The organism is Pseudomonas sp. FW305-3-2-15-C-LB1, from assembly GCF_058787615.1.
On sequence record NZ_JBYSZX010000010.1, the window covers coordinates 79043 to 101576 of the forward strand.

Annotated in this window: 20 protein-coding genes; 12 read left to right on the top strand and 8 right to left on the bottom strand. The window is 62.2% G+C overall.

Annotated features, from left to right (window positions below; all coding sequences use genetic code 11):
* Window positions 1–4 precede the first annotated feature (4 nt).
* Window positions 5–2047 (bottom strand): S9 family peptidase, encoded by a 2043-nt coding sequence (locus AC3WP7_RS19730; protein ID WP_093126145.1) that lies wholly within the window; start codon window positions 2045–2047, stop codon window positions 5–7.
* Window positions 2048–2072: 25 nt separating this feature from the next.
* Here AC3WP7_RS19730 and AC3WP7_RS19735 point away from each other — a divergent pair, with 25 nt between their 5' ends.
* From AC3WP7_RS19735 to AC3WP7_RS19745, 3 genes are read left to right on the top strand one after another with little or no spacing between them, the layout of a single operon-like run.
* On the top strand, window positions 2073–2609 hold the full coding sequence (locus AC3WP7_RS19735) for a hypothetical protein (protein WP_058425328.1): 537 nt from the start codon (window positions 2073–2075) through the stop codon (window positions 2607–2609).
* Window positions 2610–2639: 30 nt separating this feature from the next.
* Complete coding sequence (locus tag AC3WP7_RS19740; protein ID WP_071488988.1) at window positions 2640–3416, top strand: class II glutamine amidotransferase; 777 nt, start codon at window positions 2640–2642, stop codon at window positions 3414–3416.
* Between the two features lie 11 nt (window positions 3417–3427).
* Entirely contained in the window at window positions 3428–3970 is a 543-nt protein-coding gene (locus AC3WP7_RS19745; protein WP_071488989.1) for a DUF2937 family protein, read from the top strand.
* Window positions 3971–4019: 49 nt separating this feature from the next.
* Here the strand turns inward: AC3WP7_RS19745 and AC3WP7_RS19750 are convergent, their stop codons facing one another.
* The gene (locus AC3WP7_RS19750) at window positions 4020–4943 is read right to left on the bottom strand and encodes a LysR family transcriptional regulator (RefSeq protein WP_093126149.1); all 924 of its coding nucleotides are present in this window, start codon (window positions 4941–4943) and stop codon (window positions 4020–4022) included.
* Between the two features lie 176 nt (window positions 4944–5119).
* Between AC3WP7_RS19750 and AC3WP7_RS19755 the strand changes: the two genes are divergently transcribed.
* The 3 genes from AC3WP7_RS19755 to AC3WP7_RS19765 are packed head-to-tail and all read left to right on the top strand — an operon-like array spanning window position 5120 to window position 7472.
* On the top strand, window positions 5120–5860 hold the full coding sequence (locus AC3WP7_RS19755; protein WP_093126152.1) for a 5-oxoprolinase subunit PxpA: 741 nt from the start codon (window positions 5120–5122) through the stop codon (window positions 5858–5860).
* Window positions 5857–6561 carry a 5-oxoprolinase subunit B family protein gene (locus AC3WP7_RS19760; protein WP_102592633.1) on the top strand — a complete coding sequence of 235 codons (705 nt, stop codon included), beginning with the start codon at window positions 5857–5859 and terminating at the stop codon, window positions 6559–6561. The genes AC3WP7_RS19755 and AC3WP7_RS19760 overlap by 4 nt, the downstream gene beginning before the upstream one ends.
* Complete coding sequence (locus AC3WP7_RS19765; RefSeq protein ID WP_093126158.1) at window positions 6558–7472, top strand: 5-oxoprolinase subunit C family protein; 915 nt, start codon at window positions 6558–6560, stop codon at window positions 7470–7472. The genes AC3WP7_RS19760 and AC3WP7_RS19765 overlap by 4 nt, the downstream gene beginning before the upstream one ends.
* 137 nt (window positions 7473–7609) lie before the next feature.
* On the opposite strand, the gene AC3WP7_RS19770 is transcribed toward AC3WP7_RS19765, so the two are convergent.
* From AC3WP7_RS19770 to AC3WP7_RS19780, 3 genes are all read right to left on the bottom strand, one after another.
* Window positions 7610–8788: a vWA domain-containing protein gene (locus tag AC3WP7_RS19770; protein WP_071488994.1), complete on the bottom strand. Its 1179-nt coding sequence runs from the start codon at window positions 8786–8788 to the stop codon at window positions 7610–7612.
* Window positions 8788–9633 carry an AAA family ATPase gene (locus AC3WP7_RS19775; RefSeq protein ID WP_003189627.1) on the bottom strand — a complete coding sequence of 282 codons (846 nt, stop codon included), beginning with the start codon at window positions 9631–9633 and terminating at the stop codon, window positions 8788–8790. The genes AC3WP7_RS19770 and AC3WP7_RS19775 overlap by 1 nt, the downstream gene beginning before the upstream one ends.
* Before the next feature lie 99 nt (window positions 9634–9732).
* Entirely contained in the window at window positions 9733–10809 is a 1077-nt protein-coding gene (locus AC3WP7_RS19780; RefSeq protein ID WP_092247348.1) for a DUF748 domain-containing protein, read from the bottom strand.
* 126 nt (window positions 10810–10935) lie between these two features.
* Here AC3WP7_RS19780 and cysK point away from each other — a divergent pair, with 126 nt between their 5' ends.
* Together cysK and AC3WP7_RS19790 are read left to right on the top strand one after the other, a co-directional pair.
* Window positions 10936–11910 carry a cysteine synthase A gene (cysK, locus tag AC3WP7_RS19785; protein WP_071488996.1) on the top strand — a complete coding sequence of 325 codons (975 nt, stop codon included), beginning with the start codon at window positions 10936–10938 and terminating at the stop codon, window positions 11908–11910.
* A gap of 109 nt (window positions 11911–12019) precedes the next feature.
* The gene (locus AC3WP7_RS19790; RefSeq protein ID WP_102592634.1) at window positions 12020–12958 is read left to right on the top strand and encodes an aspartyl/asparaginyl beta-hydroxylase domain-containing protein; all 939 of its coding nucleotides are present in this window, start codon (window positions 12020–12022) and stop codon (window positions 12956–12958) included.
* Between the two features lie 132 nt (window positions 12959–13090).
* Here AC3WP7_RS19790 and acnA read toward each other — a convergent pair whose 3' ends face one another.
* On the bottom strand, window positions 13091–15832 hold the full coding sequence (gene acnA / locus AC3WP7_RS19795; protein WP_092247351.1) for an aconitate hydratase AcnA: 2742 nt from the start codon (window positions 15830–15832) through the stop codon (window positions 13091–13093).
* Between the two features lie 190 nt (window positions 15833–16022).
* Here acnA and rlmM point away from each other — a divergent pair, with 190 nt between their 5' ends.
* Both rlmM and tusA read left to right on the top strand, forming a co-directional pair.
* On the top strand, window positions 16023–17099 hold the full coding sequence (gene rlmM / locus AC3WP7_RS19800) for a 23S rRNA (cytidine(2498)-2'-O)-methyltransferase RlmM (RefSeq protein ID WP_071488999.1): 1077 nt from the start codon (window positions 16023–16025) through the stop codon (window positions 17097–17099).
* Window positions 17100–17245: 146 nt separating this feature from the next.
* Window positions 17246–17491: a sulfurtransferase TusA gene (gene tusA / locus AC3WP7_RS19805; protein WP_058425075.1), complete on the top strand. Its 246-nt coding sequence runs from the start codon at window positions 17246–17248 to the stop codon at window positions 17489–17491.
* Here the strand turns inward: tusA and AC3WP7_RS19810 are convergent.
* A complete protein-coding gene (locus AC3WP7_RS19810; protein WP_102630104.1) occupies window positions 17488–18882 on the bottom strand; it encodes an MATE family efflux transporter in 1395 nt (464 codons plus the stop codon). The two genes, tusA and AC3WP7_RS19810, sit on opposite strands and share 4 nt — an antisense overlap.
* Window positions 18883–19021: 139 nt before the next feature.
* Here AC3WP7_RS19810 and pdxB point away from each other — a divergent pair, with 139 nt between their 5' ends.
* Window positions 19022–20164, top strand: a complete 1143-nt coding sequence (pdxB, locus tag AC3WP7_RS19815) for a 4-phosphoerythronate dehydrogenase PdxB (protein ID WP_102592636.1) — start codon at window positions 19022–19024, stop codon at window positions 20162–20164.
* A 54-nt stretch (window positions 20165–20218) separates the two neighbouring features.
* Here the strand turns inward: pdxB and AC3WP7_RS19820 are convergent, their stop codons facing one another.
* Complete coding sequence (locus AC3WP7_RS19820) at window positions 20219–20395, bottom strand: PA1571 family protein (protein WP_172963338.1); 177 nt, start codon at window positions 20393–20395, stop codon at window positions 20219–20221.
* A gap of 236 nt (window positions 20396–20631) precedes the next feature.
* Here AC3WP7_RS19820 and AC3WP7_RS19825 point away from each other — a divergent pair, with 236 nt between their 5' ends.
* Entirely contained in the window at window positions 20632–22413 is a 1782-nt protein-coding gene (locus AC3WP7_RS19825) for an ABC transporter transmembrane domain-containing protein (RefSeq protein WP_172963339.1), read from the top strand.
* Window positions 22414–22534 lie beyond the last annotated feature (121 nt).

Below are 22534 nucleotides of genomic sequence, written 5' to 3' on the forward strand. Positions count from 1 at the left end.
TTCCTTAAACCAGCCCCAGCGCCTTGAACACAAATCCATATTCGAGCGCTACGTCACGTAATCCCTGGTAACGACCGCTCATGCCACCGTGGCCGGCGCCCAGTTCGGTCTTGAGCAGCAGCAGGTTGTCGTCGGTCTTGGTGTCGCGCAACTTGGCGACCCATTTGGCGGCCTCCCAGTATTGCACGCGGCTGTCGTTGTAGCCGGCGATCACCAGCAGGTGCGGGTAGGCCTGGGCGCTGACGTTTTCGTAAGGCGCGTAGGCCTTGATGCGCTCATATACTTCGGGCTCTTGCGGATTGCCCCACTCGTCGTACTCGGTGATGGTCAGCGGCAGCTCGGGGTCGAGCATGGTGTTGAGCACGTCGACGAACGGCACTTCGGCAATCGCCGCCTGGAACAGCGCCGGGCGCTGGTTGAGCACGGCGCCGATCAACAGGCCGCCGGCGCTGCCGCCGCTGATCACCAGTTGCCTGGATGTTGTCAGGCCCTCGGCGATCAAGTGTTCGGCACAGGCGATAAAGTCGCTGAAGGTGTTTTGCTTGTGTTCCTGCTTGCCGTTGCGATACCAGGCCTCGCCCAGCTCGCCACCACCGCGCACGTGGGCGATGGCAAACGCTACGCCCCGGTCCAGCAGGCTCAGGCGGGCGTGGGAGAACCAAGGGTCGAGGCTCGAACCGTAGGCGCCGTAGCCGTACAGGTACAGCGGTGTGGGCTTGCCGAGCTGGTCGCGCTTGACCACCAGGCTGATCGGCACCTGGGTGCCGTCCGCGGAGGTGGCCCACAGGCGCTGGCTCACGTAGTCGTCGGCGTTGAACACGCCCAGTACCGGGGTCTCCTTGAGCACCTGTTGTGCACCGTTGGCCAGTTCCAACTGGCGGACCTGGGCCGGGCGGTTCAGGGCTTCGTAGCGCAGGCGGATTTTGTCGCTGACAAACTCCAGGCTGTTCTGTACGTAGAGGCTATAGGCTGCGTCGGGCAATTCCACGCGATACACCGGCAATCCTTCCGGGTGCACCTCGATCACCGGCAGGCCGCCGATGCGCAGGCTCAGGGTCATGGCGCTGGTGTTGAGACTGACGCCGTCGAGCATCACGTCATCACGATGAGGGATCAGGTTCTGCCATTCGCCTTCGGTCGGCACGTCGCCAATGTCGGTGGCCACGAACAGCGCGTAGTTGATGCCATCCCGGTTGCTGCGGATAAACCAGGTCCACGCGCCATTCAGCTGACCGTGATCGACATCGTACTCATGGTCCTCGACCCGTGGTGCCAGGCAGGTGAACGCCAGCTGCGGTTGGTCGGCATCCAGCGCCCAGACTTCGCTGGTGGTCTTGCTGCCCAGCGACAGCAGCAACTGGCGTTCGGAGCTGGAGCGGTAGCAATGCAGGAAGAAACGCCCGTCGGGCTCGTGGAACACTTCCTGCGCCGCCGTGCCATCCAGGCGATAGCGATAGAGTTTGTGCGGGCGGTGCGTGTCGTCCAGTTCGCCGAAGAACAGCGTCAGGCTGTCATTGGCCCAGGTCATGCTGCCGTCGCAGTCTTCAAACTCCAGCTCGCTGACCTTGCCGGTGGCCAGTTCCTTCACGTACAGGGTGTAGATCTCTTCGCCACTGGTATCGAGGCTGTAGGCCAGGCGCTGGTGGTCGGGGCTGATGCTGAACGCGCCGAGGGAGAAGAAACCGCCATTGGCCAGTACGTTCGGGTCCAGCAACAGCTCTTCGCTGTTGTCATCCACCTGGTTGCTGTCATCCGCCGGGCGGCGGCAGCGGTAGTGGCGGGCGTACTCGTCACCGGCGGTGGTGCGGGTGTAATACAAGTACGGCCCCCACGGCGAGGGCAGGGACAGGTCGGTTTCGAGGATGCGGCCCTTGATCTCTTCGAACAGGCTGTCGCGCAGCGCCTTCTGGTCGGCGAGTTGCGCTTCCTGCCAGGCATTCTCGGCCTTGAGGTAATCGAGCACCTCGGCGCTGTCGCGCTCTTGCAGCCAGGCGTACGGATCGGGGCCTTGGGCCTTGCGGGCAATCGGAGCAGTCGATACAGGCATAGGATTGATCTCTATCTGGCAGACGGTGGCAGGCATTGCAGCCGCGACACGCAAAAGCCGTTATCATAGCCGCCTGTTTGCCAACCTTGCCATGGACACCATGACCGAGAACGACTATCTGACCGCTTGGGGCCTTTACGCCTTCGCCGCTTTGGGCTGCCTGTTGGTGTGGTGGCGCATGACCCGCTGGATCTGGCGCTGGTTGCGCGAGCCGCTGCAATTGCTGATGGCGGTGCTGCTGTTGAGCCCGACCATCGTCGACCCGGTCAAGACCCAGTTCGCGCCGGCGGTGGCCATCACCGCCCTCGATCTGGTGCTCAAGGTCGGCAATAACGCCTGGCGGGCCATCTCCGATCTGTTCATGTACACCATGATCGCCTTTGGCGTGTACCTCGTGTTCGTGTTGATCCGCTGGCCCATCGAGCGTGCCGCCAAGGCCCGTCGCGAGCGCAAGGCCGCCGCCGATGCGGCCCTGGCCGCCGAGCCGGATCAAGATGAAGACGACGTGCCCTTCCGCCGTCCTGCACCCGTGAGCGGTATGCGCGTCGAACCGCGCCTTTAACGTCGTCCGCCCTGCAGCGAGAGCCCTGGCATGTGTGAATTATTGGGCATGAGTGCCAACGTCCCCACCGACATCGTGTTCAGCTTCACCGGGCTGATGCAGCGCGGTGGGCGCACCGGCCCCCACCGTGACGGTTGGGGCATCGCGTTCTACGAAGGCCGTGGCCTGCGTCTGTTCCAGGACCCGGCCGCCAGCAGTGAGTCGGAAGTCGCGCTGCTGGTGCAGCGTTATCCCATCAAAAGCGAAGTGGTCATCGGCCATATCCGCCAGGCCAATGTCGGCAAGGTCAGCCTGGCCAATACCCACCCGTTCGTGCGCGAACTGTGGGGCCGCAACTGGTGCTTCGCCCATAACGGCCAGTTGGCGGACTTCAATCCCCGCGCCACGTTCTACCGCCCGGTGGGCGACACCGACAGTGAAGCGGCCTTCTGCGACCTGCTCAACCGCGTGCGTGAAGCCTTCCCCGAGCCGGTAGACATCGAAAAAGTGCTGCCGGACCTGATCGCCGCCTGTGCCGAATACCGCAGCAAGGGCGTGTTCAACTGCCTGCTCAGCGATGGTGACTGGCTGTTCTGCTACTGTTCGACCAAATTGGCACAGATTACCCGGCGTGCGCCGTTCGGCCCGGCGCGCCTGAAAGATGTCGACGTGATCGTCGACTTTCAGGCCGAAACCACACCTAACGATGTGGTGACGGTGATTGCCACTGAACCTTTGACCGACAACGAAAACTGGACCCGCTACGAACCGGGCCAATGGAGCCTGTGGCGACGCGGTGAATGCGTCAGCCAGGGCATTACCGAGTAAGGATATCGCCCATGTTGCTCAGTTATCTGCGGTTGGTGCTGTTTGCGATTGGCCTGCTGATCGGCGTGCAAGTCCCGGGGTTTATCAACGACTATGCCAAGCGCGTCGAAGCGCACCTGATCGAGGCCCAGACCGGCCTCAGCGGGTTTGAGAACACCGCACGCCAGTTCTTCAACGGCGATTTGAAAGCGTTGGTGGCGCATTACCGCGCCAGTGATGACCCGGTGTTCCAGAGCGATGCCAACAGCCTGGGCGCCATGCTTGACCGCCAGGTGGCGTTGGACAAGCAATTCCAGGCCATGCAAGGCCCGTGGTACATCCGCGCCCTGCAGGTGGCGGTGGCGGCTGACCCGGATATCCGCCTGGAAACCTGGAACGGCTACAGCTACCAGATCCTGCTGACGCCCGAGGCCATGGGTTGGGGGCTGGGCGGGGCGATGCTGCTGTCGTTTGGTCTGGAATGCCTGTTCCGCCTGATCGACTGGGTGGTGCTGGGCGGCAAGCGCCTGCGCCAGAGCCGGCCGATCGAAGAGCGCGACCTCAAGGGCCTCTGAGACAAAATGTGGGGGGCTTGCCCCCTCCCACAGTTTTAATCCTGTGTCTTCAGTGAGGTTGTGTGCTCAGTAGCATCCGCTCTACGCCAACCTCTTCGGCATACCGTGCAACCACCTTCTGGCACAGCCCCACAATCTCTTCCACCAACTCCACCCCCACGCGCCACGACACCACCACTTGCAAGTTCGGCAGCTTCTGCGCCATCGGCAACATCACCAACTCCCCACGCGCCAGTTCCTCGCTGACCAGCACCGGCGGCAGTGCGCCGATGCCGAAGCCATCGCGCAGCAGGCGGGTGATGGCCGACACCGAGTTCACACAGTTCATGCGTGGCGCGGCCACGCCGTTGGCTTGCATCAGGCTGATCACGTCCTGGTGCGGGTGGGAGTTTTTCGAGTAGGTGATGATGCGCTCCTGGGCCAGTTCGGCGAGGGAAGCGTAGTCGCGGTTGTAGATCGACTGGCTGGCGACGATCCAGGCCATGGGGTGGCTGGCCAGTTCCAGGCTGCGCACGGTTTCCAGGCGCAGCAGGTCGGTTTGCAGGATCAGGTCGAGGAAGCCTTTTTGCAGCTGATCGCTGAGGTTCAGTGCAGTATCGGCGACCAATTCGATTTCCACGAGGGGGAAGTGGTCCATCAATTCCGCCACCAAGGGGCTGAGCCAGGTATGGATCACCGTGTCCATCGCACCGATGCGGATGCGCCCGACCTTGCTGCTGGTGGTCTCCAGGGACTGCTTCAGGCCCTGCATGGTCACCATCATCTGCTCGGCGTAATCCAGCACCTTCAAGCCTTCCGGGGTCAGGCTCACGCCCCGTGAGTCACGCAGAAACAACTTCACCCCCAACTCGCTTTCCAGCACCGCGATGCGGCTGGAGATCGAGGCCTGGGTGGTGAACAGCTTCTCGGCGGTCAGGCGGAAACTCTTGAGCTTGGCCACCCAGACGAAGGTTTCGAGGAACTTCAAATTCATGGGATCAACTTTTTCTTATGCATGGATCGGTTTTTATTAGTTGGACGCCGCACCGGGCCAGCGCCAAAAATCGAGCCATTGCACGATAAGCGCCGTTGGGGTGTCAGGACAAGTTGCGAGTTCTGCGTAAAAAATCCCACACTACAAGCAAACAAAGCCTACAGGAGCGACAGTCCGTGAGCCGTCTTTTACTCAATTGCGACATCGGCGAAAGCTTTGGCAACTGGACCATGGGTCTGGACGCCGAGGTCATGCCGTTCATCGATTGCGCCAACGTGGCCTGCGGTTTCCATGCCGGTGACCCGAGCATCATGCGCAAGACCGTCAGCCTGGCGCTCAAGCATGGCGTGCAAATCGGTGCACACCCGGCGTACCAGGACCTGCAAGGCTTTGGCCGTCGCTCCATGGCTTATACCCCGCAGGAAATCCAGGACCTGTTGCACTACCAGATCGGTGCGCTCGATGGTCTCTGCCGTGCCCAGGGCGGGCGGGTCAGCTACGTCAAGCCCCATGGCGCGATGTACAACGACATGATGGTCAACCCCGTGCAATTGCGCGCAGTGATCCAGGCCGTGGCGGCGTACGGCGAACTGCCGCTGATGCTGCTCGCTACCCGTGACAACAGCGCGGCCCAGGCCTTGGGCGCCGAATACGGTGTCACCCTGTGGTTCGAAGCCTTCGCCGACCGCGCCTATGACAACAAAGGGCACCTGGTGTCGCGGCAGTTGCCGGGCGCCGTGCACCATGATTCCGACACCATCGTGCAGCAAGCCCTGACCCTTGCCCGTGGTGAGGCGCTGATTGCCAGCGACGGCAGCCCGCTGCTCCTGCAAGCCAATACCCTGTGCGTGCACGGCGACAATGCAAGCTCGGTCGCGGCGGTACAGCGTATCCGCGAGGCATTGAAGCCAGCATGAAGCCACGGATTGAAGTGGTCGCCATCGACTGCCTGATGGTGCGCCTGTTTGATGCTATCGCCGAAACCAACATGCCGTGGATGCTCGCCGCTACCCAGCGCCTGCGCAGTGGCTTCGGCGCGGCGTTGGTGGACCTGGTGCCGTCCTATACCACTTTGATGGTGCATTACGACCTCGGCGGCGTGAACCCGGCCCAGGCGCGAGCACTGATCGAGCAGGCCCTTGCCGACCTGCAGCCGCAAGCCCAGGGCGGCGGCCAGTGCCATGTGCTGCCGGTGTGGTACGACTTGAGCGTCGGCCCGGAATTGACCTTGCTCAGCCAGCGCAGCGGTTTGGCTATAGACGAAGTGATCCGCCGCCACAGTGCCCACGAATACCAGGTGTTTGCCCTCGGTTTCGCCCCTGGTTTTGCCTTTACGGGTCTGGTGGATGAATTGCTCGCCACTCCGCGCCTCAACACCCCACGCAAACGCGTAGCAGCTGGCAGCGTCGGCATCGCCGAACGACAAACCGCCGCCTACCCGGTGGTGTCGCCGGGCGGCTGGAATCTGATCGGCCGCACGCCGGCCAGGCTCTTCGACCGCGGGCGCGACGGCTACAGCCTGATGCAGCCCGGCGACACGGTGCGCTTCGAAGCGGTCGAGCGTGCTGAATTCATCAAGTTGGGTGGCGATGACACGCCGTTGGAGGCGCAGGCATGAGTCGCTTACTGATCGAGGCCAGCACGCCGTTGTGCCTGTTGCAGGACGCCGGTCGCTTTGGCGTACGCCACCTGGGCGTGACCCAGGGCGGGGCGCTGGACTGGGTGTCGATGTCCTGGGCCAACTGGCTGCTGGGCAATGCACTGGACGCCCCGGTGGTGGAAATCACCCTGGGCGGTTTCACCGTGCAGGCCGAGGATTATTGCCTGCTGGCCCTGGCCGGTGCAGACCTGGGCGCGTACATCGATGAACGCGCCATCAGCCCGGGCCGCAGTTTTATCCTGCAAAAGGGCCAGCGTTTGCGCTTCACCCAGCCGTTCAGCGGTGCGCGGGCCTATCTTGCGGCACCGGGCGGCTTTGATGCGCCGGCTGTGCTTGGCAGTTGCGCCACGGTTGTGCGTGAAGAGTTGGGCGGGGTGGACGGTTTCGGCAAGGCGTTGGCCGAGGGAGGGCGCTTGGTCTACTCCGGTACAGGTGGTGCAATGAAGGTGCTGAGTGCACCGGATTTGCAATCCGGTAAACCGTTGGATGTGATCGTTGGCGCACAGATTGGCCAATTCAGCGGCCAGAGCCTATTCGACGCCTTCAACACCGCATGGGCCCTCGACAGCCGCGCCGACCGCATGGGGATGCGCCTGCTGGGCGCGCCGTTGCAATACCAGGGACAGTCGCTGATTTCCGAAGGCATTCCGCTGGGCGCGATCCAGGTTCCGCCGGATGGGCAGCCGATCGTGTTGCTCAATGATCGACAGACCATCGGTGGCTATCCGCGCCTGGGTGCATTGACGCCGTTGTCGCTGGCGCGGCTGGCGCAATGCTTGCCGGGGGAGACGGTGCGGTTGGCGCCGGTGGTGCAGGAGACGGCGCACCAGCAGCACATCGACTTTCTGAAGCGGTTCACCACGACCTGAAAAACACTGAGGTCAAAATGTGGGAGGGGGCTTGCCCCCGATGGCAGTGTCTCAGTCAACACATCAGTGACTGGGCCTCTGCTATCGGGGGCAAGCCCCCTCCCACATTGGATCTCCTACAGTATTAGGGGGGGCGTTTATTTGGAGAGGAAACGCATCCCTTCTTCAAGCCCGCGCAAGGTCAGCGGATACATCTGATCCTCCACCAACTCCCGCACAATCCCCGTTGACGCCGTATACCCCCAAGTGTCCTTGGGATACGGGTTGATCCAGATCAGCTTCTTGTACTTGGCCATGAAGCGCTGCATCCACACATACCCAGGCTCCTCGTTCCAATGCTCGACGCTGCCGCCGGCCTGGGTGATCTCATACGGTGCCATCGAGGCATCGCCGATAAAGATCACTTTGTAATCCGCGCCGTATTTGTGCAGCAGGTCCTGGGTCGAGGTGCGTTCCGAGGTGCGGCGCTGGTTGTTCTTCCACACTGATTCGTACACGAAGTTGTGGAAGTAGAAGTACTCCAGGTGCTTGAACTCGGTCTTGCACGCAGAGAACAGTTCTTCGCAGATCTTCACATGGGCGTCCATCGAACCGCCGATATCGAACAGCAACAGCAGCTTGATGGTGTTGCGCCGCTCCGGGCGCATCTGGATATTCAGCAAGCCGGCGTCGCGGGCGGTGTGGTCGATGGTGCCGTCGATATCCAGCTCTTCCGCCGCGCCCTGGCGCGCAAACTTGCGCAGGCGGCGCAGGGCGACCTTGATGTTGCGCGTGCCCAGTTCCACTTGGTCATCGAGGTTCTTGTACTCGCGCTGGTCCCACACCTTGACGGCCTTGCCCTGGCGCTTGCCGGCATCGCCGACGCGAATGCCTTCGGGGTTATAGCCGCCGGAACCAAACGGGCTGGTGCCACCGGTGCCGATCCACTTGTTGCCGCCGGCATGGCGTTCTTTCTGTTCTTCCAGGCGCTTCTTGAATTCCTCGATCAGCTTGTCGAGGCCGCCGAGGGACTGGATCTGCGCACGTTCCTCATCGGTCAGCGAGCGTTCGAACTCCTTGCGCAGCCACTCTTCGGGGATCAACGCCTGCAGGTGGTCGTCGAGCTTTTCCAGGCCGTTGAAATAGGCACCGAAGGCCCGGTCGAACTTGTCGAAATGCCGTTCATCCTTGACCAGGATCGCCCGGGCCAGGTAGTAGAACTCGTCCATGTCGGCAAAGGTCACGCGCTGCTTCAGCGCATTGATCAGGTCAAGCAGCTCGCGCACCGACACCGGCACCTTGGCGGCGCGCATCTCGTTGAACAGGTTGAGCAACATCAGCGATTACCGCGACGGCTCATGAACGCCAGACGTTCCAGCAACTGCACGTCTTGCTCGTTCTTCACTAACGCACCGGCCAGCGGCGGGATGGCCTTGGTCGGGTCGCGCTCGCGCAGCACCGCTTCGCCGATGTTGTCGGCCATCAGCAGCTTGAGCCAGTCGACCAGTTCGGAGGTGGAGGGCTTTTTCTTCAGGCCGGGCACTTTGCGCACGTCGAAGAACACGTCGAGCGCTTCGCTGACCAGGTCTTTCTTGATGTCCGGGTAGTGCACATCCACGATCTTCTGCAGGGTGGTGCGGTCGGGGAAGGCGATGTAGTGGAAGAAGCAGCGGCGCAGGAACGCGTCCGGCAGTTCTTTTTCGTTGTTGGAGGTAATGATGATGATCGGGCGTTTCTTGGCCTTGATGGTCTCGTCGATTTCGTAGACGTAGAACTCCATCTTGTCGAGTTCTTGCAGCAGGTCGTTGGGGAACTCGATGTCGGCCTTGTCGATTTCGTCGATCAGCAGGATCACTCGTTCTTCGGACTCGAAGGCCTCCCAGAGCTTGCCCTTCTTCAGGTAGTTGCGCACGTCGTGCACCTTGTCCACGCCCAGTTGCGAGTCGCGCAGGCGGCTCACCGCGTCGTACTCGTACAGGCCCTGGTGGGCCTTGGTGGTGGACTTGATGTGCCAGGTAATCAGCCTGGCACCGAAGGACTCGGCCAGTTGCTCGGCGAGCATGGTCTTGCCGGTGCCCGGTTCGCCCTTGACCAGCAGCGGCCGTTCCAGGGTGATGGCGGCGTTGACGGCCAGTTTCAGGTCATCGGTAGCCACATAGGCCTGGGTGCCTTCGAACTTCATCGGTGCTTCCTCGCATTCATCAATGCCGGGACTATACCGCGCAGCCCCGGCGACTGTGAACGCAGGTGGAATATTCAGTCTCTGAATGACCGGTCACATTCAATCCGCCGAAGGTTTGGGCTGTTCATACCGCGCATTGAACGCCTGGATAAACCCATTGCGCAAAATCGCCAAAAACGCCGAGAACGCGCTGACATTCTGCTGGTGCACGCTGCCACTGAGTTCGACACGGGTAGCAAACTGGTTTTTGTGCTGGTTTTTCAGCACGGTTTCGCTGGCGCCGACCACGGCTTCCCAGATCGAGCGGAAGATGTTCTTGTCTTTGTTTTCCACGTCCTGCTGCCAGTCGAACACTTCGACATCGCGCAGCAGCGGCTTGATATAGCCGGTCAACTGGCCGTTTTCCGCCTGGGCTTCGATCACCACATCACCGGTGCCGGCCTTGAAGTCGAACTTGCCATAGGCCGAAGCGAAGTCATTCATGCGCTTGAGCTGCAGGTCCTTGGCGCGGAAGCGGAATTCGAAGTTTTCAAAGTTGCTCAGCGGGTCGAAAGTGGCGCTGGCTTCCAGCGGCGCCTGGCCCTGGAGCAGGGCCTTGCCGTCGAAGCGGGCATCGCGCTTGCCCTTGACGTCGACCACATTGGTCAGGTTATAGAAGCTGGCGTTGACCGACGTTGCATTGAGATTGACCGGTGGTTTGGAGCTGAAGTTGTGGAAGGCAATCTTGCCCTCTTCGATGCGCACTTCATCGAGGGTGATGGGCGCCAGCTTGCTCAACTGCTCGCGCCAGTCAGTGCCTTTACCGGTCTGGGAGGCCTGCTGGTTGGCGCCGCCGTCGACGAAGTTCACCTCAGGGTTGATGAACAGCACCTTGGCCACTACCGCATGGTCGTACCACAATGAGTGCCAGCTCACTGCCAGGTCGATCAGCGGCGCCTTGACGAACGGTACTGGCACCTTGCCGTCGACCTTGATGATCTCCAAACCGTTGATCTTGTAGGCGCCACGCCACAGGGCCAGGTCGACGTCGGTGACGTGGCCGCGATAGTCGCCCATGTCAGCGAGCTTGTCATTCAGGTAGTTGCGCACCAGATAGGGCAGGGCAATGCTCAAGGCGACCAGTACCACCAGTACTCCGGCAACGGTCCATAGTGGCCAGCTGTAGCGACGTTTCATGAGAGGGGTCCTCTGTCCGTATAGGGGATGGACTCTTGCGATGGGCGCAACGTTCCTCCGACTGGACGCTTTGCAGCACGAGGCATACCCTTGTTGCCTTCCTGAATACCGCCAATAGGACCCGTCATGAGCCGCATCTTTGCAGACAACGCGCACTCCATCGGTAATACGCCCCTGGTGCAGATCAACCGGATCGCACCGCGTGGCGTGACCATCCTGGCCAAGATCGAAGGACGTAACCCGGGCTACTCGGTGAAGTGCCGCATTGGCGCCAACATGATCTGGGACGCCGAAAGCACCGGCAAACTCAAGCCGGGCATGACCATCGTCGAACCTACCTCCGGCAACACTGGCATCGGCCTGGCATTTGTCGCCGCTGCCCGTGGCTACAAGTTGCTGCTGACCATGCCGGCATCCATGAGCATCGAGCGTCGCAAGGTACTCAAGGCCCTCGGCGCTGAATTGGTGCTGACCGAGCCGGCCAAGGGCATGAAGGGTGCAATCGAAAAGGCCGGCGAAATCGTCGCCAGCGATCCGGCCACCTACTTTATGCCGGCTCAGTTCGAAAACCCGGCGAATCCGGCGATCCACGAGAAAACCACCGGTCCGGAAATCTGGAATGACACCGATGGCGCCGTGGACGTGCTGGTGGCGGGCGTGGGCACCGGTGGCACCATCACCGGGGTGTCGCGCTATATCAAGAACATCGCGGGCAAGCCGATCCTGTCGGTGGCGGTCGAGCCGATGGTCTCCCCGGTGATCACCCAGGCCCTGGCCGGTGAAGAGATCAAGCCCAGCCCGCACAAGATCCAGGGCATCGGCGCCGGGTTTGTGCCGAAGAACCTTGACCTGTCGATGGTTGACCGTGTGGAGCTGGTGACCGACGACGAATCCAAGGCCATGGCCCTGCGCCTGATGCAGGAGGAGGGGATTCTGTGCGGTATCTCCTGCGGCGCGGCGATGGCCGTGGCCGTGCGCCTGGCCGAGAAGCCGGAAATGCAGGGCAAGACCATCGTGGTGATCCTGCCGGACTCCGGTGAGCGTTACCTGTCGAGCATGCTGTTCAGCGATTTGTTTACCGAGCAGGAAAACCAGGCTTGATGTATGTCAGCGCCAATACCTTAGGCCTTCTGCATACTGGCCCAACTGTTTATCATGGCCGGCTGCTACGTCTGCTGTTGGCCAGGCGCTTATTTCCAGGAGTTGCTGCATGACCTTTTCTTTGGCCGCCAAGCTGTCGGTGCTGGCGTTGTTTATCGGCAGCACGCTGTATGTGCACCTGCGCGGCAAGGCGCGTTTGCCGCTGTTGCGCCAGTTCGTCAACCATTCGGCGCTGTTCGCCCCCTATAACGCCCTGATGTATCTGTTTTCGGCCGTGCCGTCCAAGCCGTACCTGGATCGCAGCAAGTTCCCGGAACTGGACGTGCTCAAGGACAACTGGGAAGTGATTCGCGAAGAGGCCATGCACCTGTTCGACGAGGGCTACATCCGCGCCGCCGAAAAGAACAACGACGCCGGTTTTGGCTCGTTTTTCAAGAAGGGCTGGAAGCGTTTCTACCTTAAGTGGTACGACAAACCCCTGCCATCGGCCGAGGCGCTGTGCCCCAGAACCGTGGCCTTGGTGAGCAGCATTCCCAATGTGAAAGGCGCGATGTTCGCGCTGTTGCCGGGCGGCAGCCACCTCAACCCGCACCGCGACCCGTTTGCCGGTTCCCTGCGTTACCACCTGGGCCTGTCCACGCCGAACTCCGACGACTGCCGCATCTTCGTCGACGGCCAGGTCTATGCCTGGCGCGACGGTGAAGACGTGATGTTCGACGAGACCTACGTGCACTGGGTCAAGAACGAAACCGAACAGACCCGCGTGATCCTGTTCTGCGACATCGAGCGACCGCTGAGTAACCGCCTGATGACCCGGGTCAATCGCTGGGTCAGCAAGCAGTTGGGCCGCGCGACTGCGCCGCAGAACCTGGATGACGAGCGCGTGGGCGGGATCAACCAGGCGTATGCCTGGAGCAAGACCTTCAGCGACAAGTTCAGTGGCGTGGTCAAGCAGTGGAAGCGCAAGCATCCGAAGGCTTACCGCATTGCGCGGCCGGTGTTGGCTGTAGTCGTGCTGGTGCTGCTGTGGAAGTGGTTGTTCGGCTGATTTGAAACGTTAAACGTGGTCGAAATGTGGGAGGGGGCTTGCCCCCGATAGCGGTGGATCAGGCAAAAATGCTTAGCCTGACACACTGCCATCGGGGGCAAGCCCCCTCCCACATTTGATCACCTTTGATCTTTAGCTGGCGATCAACTGGCGCAGCACATAGTGCAGGATGCCACCCGACTTGAAGTACTCCACTTCATTCAACGTATCGATCCGGCACAACACTTCAACCTTCTCCGTACTGCCATCCTCCCGCGTAATCACCAGCGTCAGGTTCATGCGCGGAACGATCTCCACATCGCTCAGCCCGAGAATGTCGATTTTCTCCTTGCCGGTCAGCTTGAGCGACTTGCGGTTCTGGTCCAGCTTGAACTGCAATGGCAGCACGCCCATGCCCACCAGGTTGGAGCGGTGGATACGCTCGAAACTCTCGGCGATCACCGCCTTCACCCCCAGCAGGTTGGTGCCCTTGGCCGCCCAGTCGCGGCTGGAGCCGGTGCCGTATTCCTGGCCGGCGATCACCACCAGCGGCGTGCCCGACGCCTGGTATTTCATCGAGGCGTCGTAGATCGGCATTTTCTCGCCGGTTGGGATGTACAGCGTATTGCCGCCTTCCTCACCGCCGAGCATTTCATTGCGGATACGGATGTTGGCAAAGGTGCCGCGCATCATCACTTCATGGTTGCCACGGCGTGAGCCGTAGGAGTTGAAGTCGCGAGGCTCAACGCCTTGTTCGCGCAGGTAACGGCCGGCGGGGCTGTCGGTCTTGATATTGCCGGCGGGGGAGATGTGGTCGGTGGTCACCGAATCGCCCAACAGGGCCAGCACGTTGGCGCCCTTGACGTCTTTGATCACCGGCAGGGGGCCGGCAATATCATCGAAGAACGGCGGATGCTGGATGTAGGTGGAGTCCTTCTGCCACACGTAGGTGGCGGCCTGTGGCACTTCAATCGCTTGCCATTGCGCGTCACCGGCAAACACCTCGGCGTATTCCTTGTGGAACATGCCGGTGCTGACCTGGGCCACGGCGTCGGCGATTTCTTTGCTGCTTGGCCAGATGTCCTTGAGGTACACCGGGTTGCCTTGTTGGTCGTTACCCAGCGGTTCGCTGCTGATATCGATGCGCACGGTGCCGGCCAGGGCATAAGCGACGACCAGTGGTGGCGACGCCAACCAGTTGGTTTTCACCAGTGGGTGCACCCGGCCCTCGAAGTTGCGGTTGCCGGACAGCACCGATGCCACCGCGAGGTCCGCCTTCTGGATGGCTTTTTCAATTGGCTCCGGTAATGGTCCGGAGTTGCCGATGCAGGTGGTGCAGCCATAGCCGACCAGGTCGAAGCCGAGCTTGTCCAGGTACTGGGTCAGGCCGGCGGCCTTGTAGTAGTCGGTGACCACCTTGGAGCCGGGGGCCAGCGAGGTTTTCACCCACGGCTTGCGGGTCAGGCCCTTTTCCACGGCCTTTTTCGCCACCAGCCCGGCGGCCATCATCACGCTGGGGTTGGAGGTGTTGGTGCAGGAGGTGATCGCGGCGATCACCACCGCGCCGTTTTTCAGGCGATAGGTCTGGCCCTCGTATTCGTAGTCGGCTTCTCCCTCCAGGTCGGCATTACCCACGGCCACGCCGCCGCCGCCTTCGCTTTCCAGGCGACCTTCTTCCTTGGTAGTGGGTTTGAATTGCAGGTCGAGGAAGTCGCTGAAGGCCTGGCCCACATTCGGCAGGGCTACGCGGTCCTGTGGGCGCTTCGGCCCGGCCAGGCTGGCTTCGACGCTGCCCATGTCGAGGGCCAGGCTGTCGGTGAATACCGGTTCCTGGCCGGCGTTGCGCCACAGGCCCTGGGCTTTGGTGTACGCCTCGACCAACTTCACGGTTTCTGTCGGGCGCCCGGACAGGCGCAGGTAGTCCAGTGTCACCTCATCCACCGGGAAAAAGCCGCAGGTGGCGCCGTATTCCGGGGCCATGTTGGCGATGGTGGCGCGGTCGGCCAACGGCAGGTCGGCCAGGCCGTCGCCGTAGAACTCGACGAACTTGCCCACCACGCCCTTTTTGCGCAGCATCTGGGTCACGGTCAGCACCAGGTCGGTGGCGGTGATGCCTTCCTTCAATTTGCCGGTGAGCTTGAAGCCGATCACTTCCGGGATCAGCATCGACACCGGTTGGCCGAGCATCGCCGCTTCCGCCTCGATCCCGCCCACGCCCCAGCCGAGTACGCCAAGGCCGTTGATCATGGTGGTGTGGGAGTCGGTGCCGACCAGGGTGTCCGGGAAGGCATAGGTGCGGCCGTTTTCGTCTTTGGTCCACACCGTGCGGCCCAGGTATTCGAGGTTGACCTGGTGGCAGATGCCGGTGCCCGGCGGCACCACGCTGAAGTTGTCGAATGCGCTCTGGCCCCAGCGCAGGAAGGCGTAGCGTTCGCCGTTGCGCTGCATCTCGATGTCGACGTTCTGCTCAAAGGCACTGGTGCTGCCGAACTTGTCGACCATCACCGAGTGGTCGATCACCAGGTCCACCGGGGACAGCGGGTTGATGCGCTGCGGGTCGCCCCCGGCCTTGGCCACGGCGGCGCGCATGGCGGCCAGGTCGACCACGGCGGGTACGCCGGTGAAGTCTTGCATCAATACCCGGGCCGGGCGGTACTGGATCTCGCGGTCGGACTGGCGTTCCTTGAGCCACGCGGCAATGGCCTTGAGGTCGGCGCCGGTGACGGTCTTGTCGTCTTCCCAGCGCAGCAGGTTTTCCAGCAGCACCTTGAGCGACATCGGCAGCTTGTCGAGGTCACCCAGGCTCTTGGCGGCCTCGGGCAAACTGAAGTAGTGATAGGTCTTGTTGTCGATTTGCAGTGTTTTAAGGGTTCTCAGGCTATCAAGCGATGACATGACACAACTCCTTATGGTCCGCACGGCTACGGACCCGACGGGACGAACAGAGCTATCAACTTAGCCCTGTTTTCATTAGCAGGCTAATAACTGGACTCTATCGTTAAGTCCAAGGTTCCGAACTCCGTTATCATGCGCGGGTTTTCATGACAGGTATTGCGATAGCGCAAGCCAGTTGCCAGGAGATTCAATGAACACCCTTTTTATGCACTGCCGCCCGGGTTTTGAAGGCGAAGTCTGTTCCGAGATCGCGGAACACGCCGCGCGCCTGAACGTTTCCGGCTACGCCAAGGCCAAGACCGGCAGCGCCTGCGCCGAATTCGTCTGCACCGAAGAAGACGGCGCCCAGCGCTTGATGCACGGCCAGCGCTTTGCCGAGCTGATCTTCCCCAGGCAGTGGGCGCGCGGGGTATTCATCGACCTGCCGGAAACCGACCGCATCAGCGTGATCCTCGCCCACCTGCGCGACTTTCCGGTGTGCGGCAGCCTGTGGCTGGAGATGGTCGATACCAACGACGGCAAGGAGCTGTCGAACTTCTGCAAGAAATTCGAAGTGCACTTGCGCAAGGCGTTGCTCAACGCTGGCAAGCTGGTGGACGACCCGAGCAAACCGCGCCTGCTACTGACCTTCAAGAGCGGCCGCGAAGTGTTCATGGGCCTGGCCGAGTCGAATAACTCGGCGATGTGGCCGATGGGCATCCCGCGCCTCAAGTTCCCCCGCGAGGCGCCCAGCCGCTCGACCCTGAAGCTGGAAGAGGCCTGGCACCACTTCATCCCCCGCGACCAGTGGGACGAGCGCCTGCACGGCGACATGACCGGTGTCGACCTCGGCGCGGCGCCAGGCGGCTGGACCTGGCAACTGGTCAACCGCGGCATGCTGGTGACCGCCATCGACAACGGCCCCATGGCCGAAAGCCTGATGGACACCGGCCTGGTCCAGCACCTGATGGCCGACGGCTTCACCTTCGTGCCCAAACAGCCGGTGGACTGGATGGTCTGCGACATCGTCGAGAAGCCGGCGCGTAATGCCGCGCTGCTGGAAACCTGGATCGGCGAAGGGCATTGCCGCGAGGCGGTGGTCAACCTGAAGTTGCCGATGAAGCAGCGCTACGCCGAAGTGAAGCGTTTGCTGGAGCGCATCGAGGACGGCTTCAAGGCGCGTGGCATTCGCGTGGAGATCGGCTGCAAGCAGCTGTACCACGACCGTGAGGAAGTGACCTGCCATTTGCGTCGATTGGAAACAGCGAAGAAACCCAAGGCTCGCTGAACAGTTGAAATCACCACAGGACCCCTGTGGGAGCGGGCTTGCCCGCGAAAGCGGTATAACAGTCGAAACTAATGTTGAATGTGCCCGTGTCTTCGCGGGCAAGCCCGCTCCCACCTTTGGAGCGGCATCCGTTTCAGGAGTGATGTATGAACCTCGATTTGCCCGTCGATGCCACCCTCGACGCCACCGGCCTCAACTGCCCGGAGCCGGTGATGATGCTGCACCAGCATATCCGCGACCTGCCGCCCGGCGGCCTGCTCAAGGTGATCGCGACCGACCCGTCCACGCGTCGCGATATCCCCAAGTTCTGCGTGTTCCTGGACCACGAACTGGTGGATCAGCAGGAACAGGCGGGTACGTACCTGTACTGGATCCGCAAGAAGTCTGCTTAACCCTGCGCTTTTTCTGCGCGGATGCGCCGGCGTGCACTGCGCGCCAGACGCACCAGCAGCATCCCCGCGGCGCAGCTCAGGCCCACGATCAGCCCCTGCCACAAGCCGCTCGGGCCGCTTGGTTCGCCGAGCCAGTCGGTCAGGCCCAGGGCGTAACCCACCGGCAGGCCCACTCCCCAGTAGGCGAACAAGGTCAGCACCATGGTGACACGGGTGTCCTGGTAGCCACGCAAGGCACCGGCAGCAGTGACCTGGATCGAATCACTGAATTGGAACAGCGCTGAAAACACGATCAGCGTGGAGGCCAGGTGGATGACGATCGGGTCCGGGGTGTAGATCGCGGCAATCTGTTCGCGAAGCAGCAACATCAGGCTGCAGGACAGGCAGGCGTAGGCCAGCGCCGTGCCCATGCCGACCCCTGCGGCAAAACGCGCTTCACGCGGTTCCCCACGGCCCAGGGCCTGGCCGACACGCACTGTCACGGCCATGCTCAGGGAGTAGGGAATCATGAAAACCAGCGAGCTGACGTTCAGCGCGATCTGATGGCCCGAGACCACCGTGGCGCCGAGGCTGCCGATCAGCAGGGCGATGACCGCAAAAATGCTCGATTCGGCAAAGATCGCGATGCCAATCGGCAAGCCAATCCCAAGCACGCGCTTGATCACCGCCCACTGCGGCCAGTCGAAACGCTTGAACAGTTCGCTGCTCTGGTAGGCCGGTCCCCAGCGGGTCCATCCGGCCAGGCCGAGCATCATCACCCACATCGCAATGGCCGTGGCCCAGCCGCAGCCCACGCCGCCCATGGCCGGTACGCCCAGGTGGCCGTAGATGAAGATGTAGTTCAGTGGAATGTTCAGCGCCAAACCACACAGGCCCATGACCATGCTGGGCCGGGTGCGGCCCAGGCCATCACTGAAGCAGCGCAATACGTAGTAGAACGCGATGGCCGGCATGCCCGCGGCGATGCCGTGCAGGTAGCCCATGGACGGTTTGATCAGGTCGGGTTCGACTTTCATGGCATGCAGGATGGGCTCGGCGCAGAGCAGCAACAGCGCTGCCGTGATACCCACCACCAGCGCCAGCCACAGTGATTGGCGCACCAGCGGGCCGATCTCGCTGAACTGCCCGGCACCGTAGCGCTGGGCGACTTTGGGCGTGGTGGCCAGCAGTGTGCCGGTCATCAAGAGGTACACCGGAATCCAGATCGAGTTGCCCAGGCCCTCCGCCGCCAGGTCTTGGGGGCTGACGCGTCCGGCCATCACCGCATCGACAAAGCTCATCGCCGTGGTGGCCAGTTGGCCGATCATGATCGGCAGGGCGAGCGTCAGCAGGCCGCGCACTTCCCGGCGGATGCGGGCGGGGCGGGTAAGGGGGGCGGCGGCAGTGTTCACGTGCAGGTGTCCAGTCGAAGCAAGCGCAGGACGGCGGATTCTACGCGCTGACGCATCGGTCAGGAAAAAACCTGTGTTAGCGATTTGTAAGCGAGGGCTGCGATCCCTGTACACTGCGGGTCCGCCTAAGGAGCCTGCCATGCTGATTGTTGCCGACGAAAATATTCCGCTGCTCGATGCCTTCTTCCAGGGTTTCGGCGAGATTCGCCGTGTGCCTGGCCGTTCCATCGACCGTGCGACGGTCGAGCAGGCCGACGTGTTGTTGGTGCGCTCGGTGACCAACGTCAACCGTGCCTTGCTCGATGGCACCAACGTGCGCTTTGTCGGCACTTGCACCATCGGCACCGATCACCTGGACCTCGACTACTTCCAGCAGGCCGGCATCCAATGGTCCAGCGCCCCCGGCTGTAACGCCCGCGGTGTGGTGGACTATGTGCTGGGCAGCCTGCAGACCCTGGCCGAGATCGAGGGCGCTGACCTCAACCAGCGCACCTATGGCGTAGTGGGTGCCGGTGAAGTCGGCGGGCGACTGGTCAAGGTGCTCAGGGGCCTGGGCTGGAACGTGCTGGTCTGCGACCCGCCCCGGCAAATCGCCGAAGACGGCGATTACGTCAGCCTGGCGCAGATCATCGAGCAATGCGACGTGATCAGCCTGCACACCCCGCTGACCAAGTCCGGCAACGGCTCCACCTGGCACCTGTTCGACCGCCAGCGTCTTGAGCAGCTCAAGCCTGGCACCTGGCTGATCAACGCCAGCCGTGGCCCGGTGGTCGACAATGCCGCCCTGCGCGAAGTGCTGCTGGACCGCGAAGACCTGCAAGCGGTGCTGGATGTGTGGGAGGGCGAGCCGCAGGTGGACGTCGACCTGGCTGACCTGTGTGTATTGGCCACGCCGCATATCGCCGGCTACAGCCTGGACGGCAAGCAGCGCGGCACGGCGCAGGTCTATCAGGCGTTCTGCGCGCACCTGGGCCAGGAACCGAGCATTCACTTGAGTGACCTGCTGCCGCCACCGTGGTTGGCCGAGGTGCAGTTGAATGCTTCCACCGACCCCGCGTGGGCACTGGCGACCCTGTGCCGCAGCGTGTACGACCCACGCCGGGATGATGCGGATTTCCGCCGCAGCCTCGTAGGAACGGTGGACGAGCAGCGCAAGGCGTTTGACCTGCTGCGCAAGCACTACCCCGAGCGCCGCGAGATCGATGGTTTGAAGGTGCGCATCCAGGGTGAGTCGGCGGTGTTGTCCAACATCGTGTCCGCGTTGGGCGCAGTAGCGGTTTAGATACCCGATAAAAAACCCGGCCACCAGGGCCGGGTTTGAACGAGCGTGGGCGCTTCAGCCTTGCTGTGCAGGCTTGACCAGTCGCTGTTCCAGTTCGCTGCACGCTTGCTGGATCATCTTTTCGGTGATCTGCACTTCGCGGCCCTGGGCATCGATGTACGAGCAAGGCAACTGCTGCTGCTGCTGGCGGATCACTTCAATCTTGGCATCGCTGCTGTTCTGCAAGGTCATGGCCTGTCTCCTCATCAAGTTGTGTACCTATTCTAAAACCCGCGCGTGACCAGGCTGTTACAACTCCCTGCCAGGTCAGCGGTTCGAACACCCAGTCCACCAGAAACCGATACATATTTCCAGCCGGGGGTTAGACCGATAGCCTCTAGGGATCAGCATCGGCGGGCATAATTAACCTGACTCATTGCTATTCGCCCAAGTTCCCCCCATGTAGGTATACAGACTCCTTATCGGTGATGCCCTCCATGTTCTCAGTCCGCCAACGCCGTGCCATTCGCCTGGCCAGTCGCTTCATCGCGCCCTACCGCTGGCAGGCGCTTGGCGCCCTGTTGGCGCTGATCGTCACGGCTGGCATCACCTTGTCCATGGGGCAGGGCATCCGCCTGCTGGTGGACCAGGGGTTCATGACGCAGTCACCGCACCTGCTCAATCAGTCCATCGGGCTGTTCATGATCCTGGTGCTGGGCCTGGCGGTCGGCACCTTTGCGCGGTTCTACCTGGTGTCGTGGATCGGCGAACGGGTGGTCGCGGATATTCGCCGGCAGGTGTTCAACCACCTGATCTACCTGCATCCGGGCTTCTATGAGAACAACCGCAGTTCGGAAATCCAGTCGCGGCTGACCACTGATACCACGCTGCTGCAATCGGTGATCGGTTCCTCGCTGTCGTTGTTCCTGCGCAATGCCTTGATGGTCATCGGCGGTATCGTGCTGCTGTTTGTCACCAATCCCAAGCTCACCAGCATCGTGGTGGTGGCGCTGCCGCTGGTGCTGGCGCCGATCCTGATCTTCGGCCGCCGGGTGCGCAGTCTGTCGCGTCAGAGCCAGGACCGCATCGCCGATGTGGGCAGCTATGTGTCCGAGACCCTCGGCCAGATCAAGACCGTGCAGGCGTACAACCACCAGGTGCAGGACGAACAGCGCTTCGCCGTGACCGTGGAAGACGCCTTCACCACCGCACGCAAGCGCATCACCCAGCGGGCCTGGCTGATTACCCTGGTGATCATGCTGGTACTCGGTGCCGTGGGCGTGATGTTGTGGGTCGGCGGCATGGACGTGATCAGCGGGCGCATTTCCGGCGGTGAACTGGCGGCGTTTGTGTTCTACAGCCTGATCGTCGGCAGCGCGGTCGGCACCCTCAGCGAGGTGCTCGGCGAACTGCAACGTGCCGCCGGAGCCGCCGAGCGCATTGGCGAGTTGCTGCAGTCGAGCAACGACATCCAGGCGCCGGTCGCCGGTACTGTCCGACTGCCGGCCCGGGTCAGCGGGCGCATGGAACTGCAGGACCTGCGCTTTTCCTACCCTTCACGGCCGGACAGCTACGCCATCGACGGCCTGAACCTGACCATCAATCCTGGTGAAACCCTGGCGTTGGTCGGCCCATCCGGTGCGGGCAAATCGACGATCTTCGACCTGCTGTTGCGCTTCTACGACCCCCAGCAAGGCCGCATCCTGATTGAAGGCCACCCGCTGACCGAACTCGACCCCATGGACCTGCGCCGCCACTTCGCCCTGGTGTCCCAGAGCCCGGCGCTGTTCTTTGGCAGCGTCGAAGAGAACATCCGCTACGGCAACCCGACGGCCACCCAGGAACAGGTCGAAGCGGCGGCGCGCATTGCCCACGCCCACGATTTCATCCTGCAAATGCCCGACGGCTACCAGACCCACCTGGGCGACGGCGGCATGGGCCTCTCCGGCGGTCAACGCCAGCGCCTGGCCATCGCCCGCGCCTTGCTGGTGGACGCACCGATCCTGCTGCTGGACGAAGCCACCAGCGCCCTCGATGCCCAGAGTGAACACCTGATCCAGCAAGCGCTGCCGCAACTGATGCAAGGGCGCACCACCCTCGTGATCGCCCATCGACTGGCCACGGTGAAGAACGCCGACCGCATTGCCGTGATGGACCAGGGCAAGCTGGTGGCAGTGGGGACGCATCAGCAGTTGATTGCGAGCAATGCGTTGTATGCAAGGTTGGCGGCGTTGCAGTTCAATGATGAGGTCGCGAAAAGCGACAGCTAGCGCGGCCTATGTGGTGAACGGGCTTATTGTGATGAACAGGCTTGTTGTGGCCAGCGGGCTTGTTGTGGCGAGCGGGCTTGCCCCGCGTTGGGCTGCGTAGCAGCCCCCAAACGTCGCCTGG

Bases quoted from the DNA above. Each gene is read 5' to 3' on its own strand.
- acnA (WP_092247351.1), bottom strand. From the start codon at position 15,832: ATGTCATCGCTTGATAGCCTGAGAACCCTTAAAACACTGCAAATCGAC.
- rlmM (WP_071488999.1), top strand. From the start codon at position 16,023: ATGAACACCCTTTTTATGCACTGCCGCCCGGGTTTTGAAGGCGAAGTC.
- AC3WP7_RS19770 (WP_071488994.1), bottom strand. From the start codon at position 8,788: ATGTTGCTCAACCTGTTCAACGAGATGCGCGCCGCCAAGGTGCCGGTG.
- AC3WP7_RS19825 (WP_172963339.1), top strand. From the start codon at position 20,632: ATGCCCTCCATGTTCTCAGTCCGCCAACGCCGTGCCATTCGCCTGGCC.
- AC3WP7_RS19790 (WP_102592634.1), top strand. From the start codon at position 12,020: ATGACCTTTTCTTTGGCCGCCAAGCTGTCGGTGCTGGCGTTGTTTATC.
- AC3WP7_RS19765 (WP_093126158.1), top strand. From the start codon at position 6,558: ATGAGTCGCTTACTGATCGAGGCCAGCACGCCGTTGTGCCTGTTGCAG.
- pdxB (WP_102592636.1), top strand. From the start codon at position 19,022: ATGCTGATTGTTGCCGACGAAAATATTCCGCTGCTCGATGCCTTCTTC.
- tusA (WP_058425075.1), top strand. From the start codon at position 17,246: ATGAACCTCGATTTGCCCGTCGATGCCACCCTCGACGCCACCGGCCTC.
- AC3WP7_RS19745 (WP_071488989.1), top strand. From the start codon at position 3,428: ATGTTGCTCAGTTATCTGCGGTTGGTGCTGTTTGCGATTGGCCTGCTG.
- AC3WP7_RS19780 (WP_092247348.1), bottom strand. From the start codon at position 10,809: ATGAAACGTCGCTACAGCTGGCCACTATGGACCGTTGCCGGAGTACTG.
- cysK (WP_071488996.1), top strand. From the start codon at position 10,936: ATGAGCCGCATCTTTGCAGACAACGCGCACTCCATCGGTAATACGCCC.
- AC3WP7_RS19820 (WP_172963338.1), bottom strand. From the start codon at position 20,395: ATGACCTTGCAGAACAGCAGCGATGCCAAGATTGAAGTGATCCGCCAG.
- AC3WP7_RS19740 (WP_071488988.1), top strand. From the start codon at position 2,640: ATGTGTGAATTATTGGGCATGAGTGCCAACGTCCCCACCGACATCGTG.
- AC3WP7_RS19760 (WP_102592633.1), top strand. From the start codon at position 5,857: ATGAAGCCACGGATTGAAGTGGTCGCCATCGACTGCCTGATGGTGCGC.
- AC3WP7_RS19775 (WP_003189627.1), bottom strand. From the start codon at position 9,633: ATGAAGTTCGAAGGCACCCAGGCCTATGTGGCTACCGATGACCTGAAA.
- AC3WP7_RS19730 (WP_093126145.1), bottom strand. From the start codon at position 2,047: ATGCCTGTATCGACTGCTCCGATTGCCCGCAAGGCCCAAGGCCCCGAT.
- AC3WP7_RS19750 (WP_093126149.1), bottom strand. From the start codon at position 4,943: ATGAATTTGAAGTTCCTCGAAACCTTCGTCTGGGTGGCCAAGCTCAAG.